We start from the raw sequence: 10,829 nt of genomic DNA, 5'->3' as shown, positions 1-10,829 counted from the left end.
GCACAGTTGGTGGTGCTCATCCCTGCGATTAAGTTGTAGCGCTTGTCCGAACTTGAAGGGAATTATTGATGTTGGGGTACGCTAAATATTTCAGGCTTTTTTCTTTTTATCCAAGCGATTTTTGAGTTTGGTGTTTTTGACCCAGCGGCGAAACAGCATTAAACGCTTGCCGCCGCGCTTCTCTTCACAGATCGGGCAGGTGAGGTAACTCATATAGAGTTCTTTGGGCATTAAGCCTTCATCAAGTAGCTCAGATTGCATTTTACGCACTTCTTTGCGTATCTCGGTGACATCGCCATGTAAGAGGTGCACACGGAGGTGGAAGGGATTGGGTAGCACCGCGATATTGCGCGCTGGAGAGTTCTCTTCTGCTAATGGGCAAAGCATCTGGCCACGAAAGGCACCGGTGCGAGTCAGGTTGAAGCCTGGCCATTTTTCATTCAGTTCCAAGCGTTCTATGTCCGCCTTTTGTCTGACCAGGTTGGACTCATAGCCAATCGGCATATGCATGAACATCGGAATTTTCAGTGTGTGGACAAGTTGACCACCCAGATCAATGTCTCCGCTACGCCAGTCTGGGTATTCAGATGGGCAACCACATTCTAAACGGGGGCTCATGGATCAGGAGTTCTTGTACAGGCCCTTTACGGACAATAGTACGTTGGCAAGATAGGCCCAGAAGCCGATCGCAAGGGCGGTCGCAGCAATAGATATAACCGGGCCATAGAAGCGGTGAATGGCAGGAATTTCTTCAGGGTTAGTGAGCCAGAGGTTGCCTTCCCAAATGCCGAAGATCATTAATGAGATGTAAAAAGCAGACACGCCACAGGCCGACCACCAGAAGGAGTGCTCTGCCATGCTGCGAGAATAGATTGGTTTGTGGGTGATTTTCGGAATTAAATAATAGGTGATGGCCATGCCGAGAATGGTCACGCCACCAACCAGGTTGATATGGGCGTGAGCCAGAGGGTCAATCATGTGGCCGGGGCCACCATATGGGCTGCCTATAGAATCCAGCCAGGCGCGAATGGCCGGAATAACCTGCAGTACACCATGAACGGTACCTACGAAAAAGGAGACTACGGAGAAGATAAGGAACTTGGCAAGATAGCGTAATTCCTTTGGTTCTTGAGCATCTGCGGAAAGTGATGGTGTGTGTGTGTGTTCAGACAGGTCATTTGACATGGGCGAAGCGTAGCGATTTAACCATCGAGTGCAATAAAGATGCGTTATATGCACAGGGTAATCGCATTAAAACACCTTATGTTTTACAGCTTATTCAGTATTTTCCACCGCAGGGGACGCAAAGTAAGTCAAAGGCGACCGTTGTAAAAGTAGATGTATTCACCAGATAACTATAGTGAATCTTAGGCAGGAAACCCTAACATATTAAAATATAGGGGTTTACTCTGCGACAAGGAGAATTGCGCTTGCGCAAGAGAAGGCACCCTGGGGTGAGCTTTGCGTATTTTGCGGTAAATGCTTTTGTTATTTTAATGCGAATGTACTTACCATTGTCTTCTCAGGGGTGACGCATGATGTTTTATCTGCGTAGGGTTTGCACATGCCTATAACTGTAATTCTTGTGTTGTGTAGTTTTGTGGTGTTGTTTGCAGCGTGGTTTTGGCGCAAGCAACGCCGTTTTCATATTTCAGCCATGATCTCTCTGATGGTGTTTGATCTGTTTTTTCCGGTGTATCTTTATTTGACGCATGATTGGAAAGAACGTTTGATTGATCATGGCGAGATATTTTCATTTCTCATCTGGAGTCATGTGATGATGGTGATGATTCTGTATGCGCTGTATGTATTACAGATTATGGCTGGCCGTGCGATGCTTGCAAACGCGACTGGTGAGAAACATCATCACCATCGTGCGGAGCATAAGAAACAATTTGTCGGTGTGGTAGTAGTGCGGTTCCTGGTGTTTGCATCCGGCTGGTTACTGTTTGTGCCGGGAGCAACACAATAAAGGGAACAAGGATGATTGAGATGGATTCGTCTGAAATGAAAAAAACAGAAGTGAAAGAGACTGAAGTGCAATCGGGCAATAAGGCTGACCTCGGTGTTTGGAAGCGCATGATGCGTAATTATGCGCTTGCGATGATTGCAGGTATCGCTCTGTTGAGTTATCTCGTGCCAAACATGCCTGATGATGCATCAGATTTCATGCTCGGCACATTGATTGTTGGTGGTTTATTAGTATTTGCCGGAGCGTTTGGTGTTGTGGTGGCAGTGTTCTTTTATTATTTAAATAAGAGCAAGTTATAGGTCAGTATGTCTGACTCTGTTCATTGCTTACAATGGCCGGTTGTTGCTTAGTCTGATTGTGATTGCTGTGTTTGATTCCTGTGATCACCCTTTGCGGCGATTCTTTATTTTGTATTAAATTGTTGGGGGTTAATTAGGCCTGAGCGTCTGTCGGGCTTATGAAAACTTTACCCGGCAACTCGCTCCTGCGTTGCTCTATCTCCTGCATCCATGCAGTCGTGTGTGGAAGGTCTGTCTGCCCAGAACATCTCGGACCACTATGCTTCTCAGACTATCGCTCAGCAGGAGCGCCTTGCTTGCTCTTGTTTTCTATAGCTTTTAGGCCTGACAGGCCCCCTTTGGAGGCCTCAAGTCTTTAGCGTATTAAGGCTGAGTTGACTATTCAGGCGTTGCGTTGACCTGTAAAATCACACCGGCAGGTAGAATTTCAATAGCTTGCAGATGCCGTGGCATGCTAACCCCCATTTTTGATAAGGCTTCGTTCTCCGGTGCATTGGTGTCGAACATGAAATGTGTCACGCTGGCTGTTTTCGCGATAAAGGTATCGGCGTCCTGCAAAATGCGTTCTGGTGGTAAAGGCAGTACATCACGTTTGGTAGCGAGCATTGTACGCGCTGGCCATTGGCTGGCGATCAGGAATTCAATGTCGTGGTTGTTGGCGATATAAGCGGCTGAGGCGATCAAATTATCGGTGTCTGATTTGAGTTTTAGTTGACTGATCTCGCGGTAATGTTTGTTGGCTGATGTGCAGATGCTGGTGAAAACAATCACCAGTAAAATGATCAGTCCGCGCTGGCCGATCATGTTCTGAATGCCCGTTCTGCGGTGGGCTGCGATGAATATCGGTAAACCAAGAAAGAGAATGCATGTCAGTGCTAACAGGGCCCATGAAGTGTCTGGTAGGAAGAGACCAATCAGGCAGGCAATGACCAGCGTTAAACTGAAAAGCTCAAAATAACGGCGGTAGATATAGATGGCGATGACAAAACCGAGCAGGCTGGCAATGATGAGACCAAAACCGACTGGTGGTGTGCTTTGCAGAATCGGAGAGCCGGTTATGGTTGCACCAAGACTGGCGAGGTGATCACTACTTTTCTCCAGGCCGGTCCAGCCCCAACGAACAAATACAAGTAAAGCTGTAGTGATCGTAAGACCGATAAGTAAATTGCGGCGTTTGTCGAGCATTTGTGCATTATCTGATGAGGTGTTGTTGTCCTCGGATAATACTTTCTTTGGTAGCCAAAGTAGCGCCAGAGCAATAGGAAGAGCTAGTCCCATCGGATGCAAGCTGACGGCAAAAGCACTCATTAACAGCAACAGGAAATATGAAGCAGACATGGTGCGAACTGCTTTTTGAAAGTATTCGTTCATCCAATATGATGTAGCAAAACAAAACAGTAGGAATACGCCTGGTGAGAGAGAGTCTGTCTGCATGATGGTAATCGGTGAAATAAGCAACATGGCGGTTGCCATGGTGCCAACTTCAGAGCTGTCATTGGCTTCTGACCAGCGGTAGAGCATCAATGCAGTACCCAATAGCATGAACAGGGTAAATACCTTGGCGGCGGGCAGACTGCCGGCCCAGTGGAGGTCAAGGAACATAAACATGATGGCGCGCAGATCAGGAAAACCAAACAACGGTGTGGCATTGGCAACATGATCAATAATTGACCAATTGATGAGCAGAGCGCGTGCAGCCCCTTCTTCGATTCCGTAGGCATCATAGCGAAATAGTGCCATGTATATAAAAGCCAAGACGCATAGTGCAAGCAAACCGAAATGGCGGGGTTCGATATGTTGAGTGATTTTGGACAGCATAATATTCTCTCTATAAGCGGTGGATGTCTTTTTCAAACACGGCACGCTAAACATTCACCCTTAAGGGGCAAGCTGAATATCGTTTGGTTTAAATGTTAGTGTATCAGCCATGCTGAAAGCATGTGTCAGAAAGAAATCGTTTTTAGCCGCGTGAAGGCAAGGGAATCGGGACAAGGTGTTCAGAAAGAGAATGGGCAGGAAGGGTCTCTTCCGAGACTAATATGTCTGCGAGAGTGTAGTTGTTCAGTACACCGATAAAGCTACGTTTGGCCTCAAAGAAAACGCCTTTTAATCTGCACTGGCTTGAGATCGGACAGGTGTTGGTTTTATTGTCAAAGCATTCCAGAAGATTCAGATGAGGTTCAATGCGCTGAACAACGGCTGAAAGATTAATCTCATCGGGTTCCATGGCCAGAACCATGCCACCAGACTTGCCTCGCGTGGTTTTGATATAGCCTAGCTGCGCTAAATTATGTACCACTTTGACCAGATGGTTGCGGGATATGCCAAAATGATCTGTGATTTGACTAATTGTAGCCCGTTTGCCGGGATGAGCGCCCAAGTATATTAATACACGTAAGGAGTAATCTGTATATCGTGTCAAATGCATGAGGCTAGTATAGATGGCTATTGGTGATATGCAATTAATTAATATATTCTATTAGTATCTTTTAAACTTTAGAATATATATTCTGTTGACATCTTTTGTAATCGTCATCATATTTCTCCAATATCAGGTGTGTTCTTTACCACAGGGCGGGGGTTGAGAGCTTTTTACGAATCATCTGAGTGCATAAGAAGAATATATATACCGGAGGATTTTTATGAGTTTATATGATGAGTTAGGCGGTGAGGCATCCATTGATGCAGCGGTTGGTATTTTTTATCGCAGAGTATTGGGTGATGCATATATCAAACGTTTTTTTGAAGGCATCGATATGGAAAAACAGGCTGGTAAGCAGAAAGCCTTTTTAACCATGGTATTCGGTGGTCCCAATAATTATACCGGTATGGATATGCGTGTCGGTCATAAACACCTGGTAGAAAAAATGGGCTTGAATGATACTCACTTTGAACATGTATTGGCGCATCTGCGTTCTACATTGGCGGAGTTGGGTGTTGGTAGTGATAAAATTCAGGAAATCATCAACATCGCAGACAGTGTTCGCGATGATGTGTTGAATCGATAGGGAGTCATATAAATGGAACAGCAATTAACAGCATTTATTTACCCGTTTATACTTTTTGTCGTGCTGGGTGTATTGGCACCGTTATTATTGGCGGGTGCTGCAGATAAATCACGCGCCAGCGAAGATGAGGAAAAAGCAAAAGCGCCGGCTGAAAAGAGTTTATACGATCAGTTAGGTGGCGCTGCTGCCATTGATGCTGCCGTAAATATTTTTTATCGCCGTGTGCTATCTGATGCTTATATCAAAGTATTTTTTGAAGGTACTGATATGACCAAGCAGGCAGCTAAGCAGAAAGCCTTTTTAACCATGGTGTTCGGTGGCCCTAATAATTATACCGGTATGGATATGCGTGTTGGTCATAAACATCTGGTGGAAAAAATGGGCTTGGATGACTCTCACTTTGAACATGTGTTGGCGCATTTGCGTTCGACGTTGGCAGAGCTGGGTGTTGGTGAAGCTAAAGTTGCGGAAATCATTGCGATTGCAGATAGCGTTCGCGATGATGTGCTTAATCGATAAATAATAGTGAATAAAGAGAGTATGCCATGCCGATGATTACGTTTGATGGTCATGATTATGACTGTCATCAAGGTGAAACAATTCTTGAGGGTTTAACCCGGCATGGTGTACTTCTCCCTTCTGCATGTGGGCAGGGTGTGTGTCAGACATGTATAAGCAAAGCAGTTAAAGGTAAGCCGCCCGTTGAATCTCAAAAAGGTTTGAAAGATACATTGGCTGCACAAGGCTACTTCTTAACATGTATCTGCACACCCGAAGAGGATATGGAGCTAGCTGTTGCGGATGTGTCAAAAGGTTGGCTTAAGGCTACCGTGATTGAAAAGCAGTTGTTGAACGAATCAGTCATGCGTTTACGCCTTCAGAGTGAAGAGACATTAGATTATTTTGCCGGTCAGTTTATTAATTTAAAACATCCTGAAACAGAGTTGGTGCGTAGTTATTCATTGGCAAGCTTACCTGATGAAGGGGTGCTGGAGTTACATGTTAAGCGTGTGCCTAATGGCCAGATGAGCGGATATTTGCATGATGACGCGAAGGTTGGTGGTAGCTTTACGATAGACGGACCTGTTGGTGATTGTTTTTATACGGATAAAGATTTAGACCAATCTCTACTGATGGTGGGGGTTGGCACAGGGCTTGCTCCTTTGTACGGTATTGTGCGTGATGCACTGCAGCATGGTCATCGTGGTGATATTCATCTGTTTCATGCAAGTCTGGCAGAATCAGGGCTGTATTATGCAGATGAGCTAAATGCGCTGGCACAACAGCATGAAAACGTGCATTATATCCCATGCGTATTGCATGGCGAAGTGCCTGAGGGAGGCATGAAGGGCGATATTCAACAGCTTGTTCAGACCGCAGTTCCACAATTAACCGGTTGGCGGATTTATGTGTGTGGTGATCCTGAAATTGTGAATGGATTGAAGCAGACGTGTTTTATGGCAGGTGCATCCATGGCAGATATTTATACTGATCCATTTGTGTGATCTGCATAACGTTGCGTGTTTATACGCAGTATGAAAAAAGAGGAGGATAGATAATGAGGGTATTAAGGTTAATGGTAGCAATGTCACTGGCGATCGGCGGGCTGTTTACAGCGATGACGACGGCAGAGGCGGCAACACGTGAAATGAATATGACGATTGACGAAGTGTCACTGGCAGTAGCTCCGGATTTGAACTACAAAGTATTTGCATTTAACAGTCAGGTACCTGGTCCACTGATTCACGCGCAAGAGGGTGATGATCTGGTTATTCATGTCACCAATAATACAACGCTATCCCATACTATTCATTGGCACGGATTCCATCAGAAGGGTTCATGGCGGATGGATGGTGTTCCCGGCATCACGCAGGAACCTATTAAACCAGGTACTACATTTACCTATAAGATGAAGGCGGATCGTCCAGGCACGCTCTGGTACCACTGCCATGTAAATGTGAATGAACATGTGGGTATTCGTGGTATGTGGGGCCCGATTGTTATTGATCCGAAGCATCCAACAGCCTTGGAAAAGACAGTGACCAAAGAAGTGTTGATGATGATGTCCACTTGGGAATCAGCCAATGCTGATAAATATGGTACAGGTTCAACGCCATATGATGTGGAAGATTACTTTTCTGTAAATGGTCGTTCATTTCCTTATACGCAACCGATTCGCATGAAGACTGGTGATGTAGTGCGTGTGCGTCTGTTTGGTGCAGGTGGCGCCATTCACTCCATGCATGTACATGGTCATGACTGGACTGTAACCCATAAAGATGGCCTGCCTTTGGCTGCACCATATAAATCCGAGACCATTATGTTTGGTCCGGGTGAACGTTATGATGCAATCTATACCGCTGATCATAAGCAGGGCCGTTTCATTTTCCACGATCATGTTGATAAACATGTAACTGCGCGTGGTAAATTCCCTGGTGGCCCGATTACAGTACAGGAGTACGAAGGTACACCGATGGATGACTGGTATGTATGGAAAGATATCAAATATGATCCTGATTTCTTCTATCAGGAATCTATGAAAAAAGGTTATGGTCTCTTTGAACAAACAGGACATAAGGGTACCGCTATTAAAACAAGACGCAGAGGACACTAAAGATGAAATATCTGACTCGCACTTTATCAGTTGCTTGCACAGCCTTTGCATTGCTGTTTTGCACATCAGCATTTGCAGACAGTGCAGCGGGCTTGAAAGTGATAAAAAAAATGGAATGTGCGTCTTGTCATAACATGACTGGCAAACCAGGGCCTGAAACTGATGGGCTCTGGCGTAAAGGTCCTGCGCTCTATTACGCCGGCAATAAATACAATGAAAGCTGGTTGAAAGAGTGGTTGCAACATCCAACACAAATTCGACCTTCCGGTATGTTTTATCTGGATCATGTTGAGTCAGGTAAAAAGAGGGATATGATACGTACTACATCCTTCCCTGAGCACGTGAGCTTGCCTGCCATGGAGGCGGAAAGTGTAGCGGAGGTCTTGTTAGCTAAGAGAACGAAAACTGCATTGATTAGAGCTGAAAAACTTGATCCATCAATCAATGCAGGGTCTGCAGGCGAAGTGCTGTTTGATAAAGGCAATGGCTGTATGGCTTGTCATCGTATCGCACCTGATTACGGAGGCTTGTCTGGTCCTGAGCTCTACTCAGCTGGCAAGCGTTTAAAATCGGAATATATGTTAAGTTTTGTCCGTGATCCAAACAGATGGAACCACAAAACATATATGCCTCGACGTGATCTTTCTGAAGAAAACTTACAGAAATTGGTTAACTATATTGAGTCTCTTGCAGGTGTTGTTGTACCAAAGGTAAGTGAAAATACCGAAGAATCAGTGGCTGATCAGGAACCTGCTGGAGAGATGCCAGTATTCGCAACAGACGATGTGAATGAATCGGCTGCTAAGAACTACCGTCATTATTGCATGCAGTGTCATGGTATTTCCGGACATGGAAGTGGTATTAACTCTCGTGATATGGCTGTACCTGCCCGTAACCATAGTAATGGAAAATATATGCAGGCCAGGTCAGATGCTGATCTGTTCAAGGTAATTAAAGAGGGCGGTGTATCGATCAATAAATCAGCTTTGATGCCACCTTGGAAATCACTTCTGACAGACGCTGAGATTCATGATCTTGTGAAACATATACGCAAATTATGTCACTGTGAATTTGAACCTAAATAAGGGCTGAGAATTCGCACATTATGTATAAAAGGAGGGGGAAACCCCTCCTGATACGTTCAGAGAGAGCAAGTCTGTATCTGTTTCAAACAATGGTATTAGGAGAGAAATGTGCTAACTAAAAAGCTAATATTTACCTTGGGATTACTATTTTTCATAGTCTCAAATATAGGCGGCTATGTATATAAGGTTGAAAGTCTGCCTGTAATTATTCCTCAAAAAAGCATCCAGGCAAATATGGATTCGACTTTTTACATTAAAAACACTTCTCAAAAAACCGGTGTTACTTATGAAATGCTGGATCCACATGTAACAATCCTGGATTCAGGTGACGTGGCTGTGAAGCTGGACCTGACGTTGACAGCAAACCCTCAGGTTGAATGGGGAACAGTAGAATTTGTATCAACGCTTGATTTTGATAATGTGGTGAATGTTGTCCTGTTGAAGGTCGTTGATCAGGCTGTTATCACCGTATTGGATAAAAACTCAACCAGTCCTGATTTTAACCTCTGGAATAAAGACATAAAAGTGCTTGTCGAAGATATGACAACTCAGATTAATAACTATCTGAGTAAAAATGTGCTTTATACCTTGAAAGGTGCCGAGTTAAGGGTGCAGGCTTCATCTTATGCGATTGGCCCATATCAGAAGACACCGACCGGTCTGGATATTACCTTGATGGTGGATCAAGGCATGACGATCTTTATTTTATATACTGTGATGCTCTTGTCAGTATTGACCTTTGCCGCGGGTTACTTCTTCGTTGGTGGTGTTGCAGGCTGGAAAGATCCGGATGATACTGGCTGGAATGACCCCAGGAAAGTCGCCAAGAAAAGGCGTCCTGGTGACTTTGATCGTCAACATAAGTCCGGTGGCAAAAGCTGAGCGTTGAACAGACGAAGAGAGTGTGATTGGTTCTAGATGAACAAGTAGCTTGCTTTGCTGACCATAGTGAGATGTGGCTAAAGCTTGCATGCATTGCATAGAGTGACTAAGCTCCCGAACAAGATTCATTTTCTGGGAGGTTTTTACACTATGGAACAGCAATTAACTGCTTTTATTTATCCTTTTATCCTGTTTGTTGTATTGGGCGTAGTCGCACCTTTACTGCTTGCTGGCGCTGCTGATCGCAACCGTGACTAAGCATAAATAATTACCTTAGTCAGCTAGACGACCAAGGGTATTAAGATTAGATTGTAAACCGCCTCGGAGTGATCCGCAGGCGGTTTTTTTCGTTATGAAATGACTTCCATATTCCATAAAATATTAACGATGCTCTAACAGGAGAAAGAAATGACTTCCCCGCAATCATCCGGATCTGTTCCTAAACTGCGAAAGAATACCGCCATGGATCAGCGTTTTATGAAAACATTGGGCTTCTGGGTTATTTGGCTGTCCATTACTACAGGCGTGTTCATGCAGCTCTATCGGCAGGCAGACTTGTGGGACTTTGTGATAAATGATTCCTCACGTGTTACATGGGTTATCATGATCGCATTTGCGCTAGGTGTAAGTGTCAGCTTGATTCATGTGTTGTTGTTAACTGTGGAGTGGTTTTATGGCTACAAAATGGAGGGGCAGTTAAGAAGAAGGGGCTTGCAAGCTGCGCGTATGACCAAACGTCGTATGTCGAGTACATCGAGTCGTTTTCTTGAGGCTATTCAACATATTAGCCAGTCCGGTGGTCAGGTAAACCTGATAGAACTCAGTACGGTAGAGTTTGCTTCGCATATTCGTGGCAGTCGCTTTGTTGGTTTGTTGGGCAGTTTGTTGATCACAGTAGGTTTGATCGGAACGGTCATGGGGCTAACCATCACATTGACGGGCTTAAATGGTGCATTGAATAATGTTGGT

At 44.8% G+C, this 10,829-nt stretch carries 12 protein-coding genes and 1 pseudogene; 9 read left to right on the top strand and 4 right to left on the bottom strand.

The features are described from left to right. Positions 1 to 90: 90 nt before the first annotated feature. Positions 91 to 618, bottom strand: coding sequence for a hydrolase (locus D8Y20_RS13040; protein WP_121544154.1), 528 nt, complete (start codon positions 616 to 618; stop codon positions 91 to 93). A gap of 3 nt (positions 619 to 621) precedes the next feature. After that, positions 622 to 1,185 carry a cbb3-type cytochrome c oxidase subunit I gene (locus tag D8Y20_RS13035; protein WP_121544153.1) on the bottom strand — a complete coding sequence of 188 codons (564 nt, stop codon included), beginning with the start codon at positions 1,183 to 1,185 and terminating at the stop codon, positions 622 to 624. Between the two features lie 379 nt (positions 1,186 to 1,564). Here D8Y20_RS13035 and D8Y20_RS13030 point away from each other — a divergent pair, with 379 nt between their 5' ends. Then, positions 1,565 to 1,972, top strand: a complete 408-nt coding sequence (locus tag D8Y20_RS13030; protein WP_121544152.1) for a hypothetical protein — start codon at positions 1,565 to 1,567, stop codon at positions 1,970 to 1,972. A gap of 20 nt (positions 1,973 to 1,992) precedes the next feature. After that, positions 1,993 to 2,271, top strand: coding sequence for a hypothetical protein (locus D8Y20_RS13025; protein WP_121544151.1), 279 nt, complete (start codon positions 1,993 to 1,995; stop codon positions 2,269 to 2,271). A 378-nt stretch (positions 2,272 to 2,649) separates the two neighbouring features. Here D8Y20_RS13025 and D8Y20_RS13020 read toward each other — a convergent pair whose 3' ends face one another. Further along, complete coding sequence (locus D8Y20_RS13020; RefSeq protein WP_161957648.1) at positions 2,650 to 4,125, bottom strand: hypothetical protein; 1,476 nt, start codon at positions 4,123 to 4,125, stop codon at positions 2,650 to 2,652. 106 nt (positions 4,126 to 4,231) lie between these two features. Continuing rightward, positions 4,232 to 4,699, bottom strand: a complete 468-nt coding sequence (locus D8Y20_RS13015; protein ID WP_121544149.1) for an Rrf2 family transcriptional regulator — start codon at positions 4,697 to 4,699, stop codon at positions 4,232 to 4,234. 214 nt (positions 4,700 to 4,913) lie between these two features. Between D8Y20_RS13015 and D8Y20_RS13010 the strand changes: the two genes are divergently transcribed. The 7 genes and pseudogenes from D8Y20_RS13010 to D8Y20_RS12980 all read left to right on the top strand — a co-directional run. Next, a complete protein-coding gene (locus D8Y20_RS13010; RefSeq protein ID WP_121544148.1) occupies positions 4,914 to 5,279 on the top strand; it encodes a group 1 truncated hemoglobin in 366 nt (121 codons plus the stop codon). Between the two features lie 87 nt (positions 5,280 to 5,366). Then, entirely contained in the window at positions 5,367 to 5,798 is a 432-nt protein-coding gene (locus D8Y20_RS13005) for a group 1 truncated hemoglobin (RefSeq protein WP_370050756.1), read from the top strand. 26 nt (positions 5,799 to 5,824) lie between these two features. After that, positions 5,825 to 6,784 (top strand): FAD-binding oxidoreductase, encoded by a 960-nt coding sequence (locus D8Y20_RS13000; RefSeq protein ID WP_121544146.1) that lies wholly within the window; start codon positions 5,825 to 5,827, stop codon positions 6,782 to 6,784. 71 nt (positions 6,785 to 6,855) lie between these two features. Then, positions 6,856 to 7,893, top strand: a complete 1,038-nt coding sequence (locus tag D8Y20_RS12995; protein ID WP_370050755.1) for a multicopper oxidase domain-containing protein — start codon at positions 6,856 to 6,858, stop codon at positions 7,891 to 7,893. A gap of 134 nt (positions 7,894 to 8,027) precedes the next feature. After that, the gene (locus D8Y20_RS12990) at positions 8,028 to 8,978 is read left to right on the top strand and encodes a c-type cytochrome (protein WP_236075450.1); all 951 of its coding nucleotides are present in this window, start codon (positions 8,028 to 8,030) and stop codon (positions 8,976 to 8,978) included. Between the two features lie 234 nt (positions 8,979 to 9,212). Continuing rightward, positions 9,213 to 9,860 carry a hypothetical protein gene (locus tag D8Y20_RS12985; RefSeq protein WP_147434096.1) on the top strand — a complete coding sequence of 216 codons (648 nt, stop codon included), beginning with the start codon at positions 9,213 to 9,215 and terminating at the stop codon, positions 9,858 to 9,860. Between the two features lie 408 nt (positions 9,861 to 10,268). After that, a pseudogene (locus D8Y20_RS12980) lies at positions 10,269 to 10,829 on the top strand (hypothetical protein); the annotation flags it as partial.

It is taken from the genome of Mariprofundus sp. EBB-1 (assembly GCF_003665155.1).
Classification (GTDB): Bacteria; Pseudomonadota; Zetaproteobacteria; order Mariprofundales; family Mariprofundaceae; genus Mariprofundus.
Note: the sequence above shows the minus strand (reverse complement) of the source record. Positions and strands in the feature narration are given on the sequence as shown.

What these genes read in the sequence shown, in the direction of transcription:
- D8Y20_RS13040 (WP_121544154.1), bottom strand. Translation starts at nt 618, where the DNA reads ATGAGCCCCCGTTTAGAATGTGGTTGCCCATCTGAATACCCAGACTGG.
- D8Y20_RS13035 (WP_121544153.1), bottom strand. Translation starts at nt 1,185, where the DNA reads ATGTCAAATGACCTGTCTGAACACACACACACACCATCACTTTCCGCA.
- D8Y20_RS13030 (WP_121544152.1), top strand. Translation starts at nt 1,565, where the DNA reads ATGCCTATAACTGTAATTCTTGTGTTGTGTAGTTTTGTGGTGTTGTTT.
- D8Y20_RS13025 (WP_121544151.1), top strand. Translation starts at nt 1,993, where the DNA reads ATGGATTCGTCTGAAATGAAAAAAACAGAAGTGAAAGAGACTGAAGTG.
- D8Y20_RS13015 (WP_121544149.1), bottom strand. Translation starts at nt 4,699, where the DNA reads ATGCATTTGACACGATATACAGATTACTCCTTACGTGTATTAATATAC.
- D8Y20_RS13010 (WP_121544148.1), top strand. Translation starts at nt 4,914, where the DNA reads ATGAGTTTATATGATGAGTTAGGCGGTGAGGCATCCATTGATGCAGCG.
- D8Y20_RS13000 (WP_121544146.1), top strand. Translation starts at nt 5,825, where the DNA reads ATGCCGATGATTACGTTTGATGGTCATGATTATGACTGTCATCAAGGT.
- D8Y20_RS12995 (WP_370050755.1), top strand. Translation starts at nt 6,856, where the DNA reads ATGGTAGCAATGTCACTGGCGATCGGCGGGCTGTTTACAGCGATGACG.
- D8Y20_RS12990 (WP_236075450.1), top strand. Translation starts at nt 8,028, where the DNA reads ATGACTGGCAAACCAGGGCCTGAAACTGATGGGCTCTGGCGTAAAGGT.
- D8Y20_RS12985 (WP_147434096.1), top strand. Translation starts at nt 9,213, where the DNA reads ATGGATTCGACTTTTTACATTAAAAACACTTCTCAAAAAACCGGTGTT.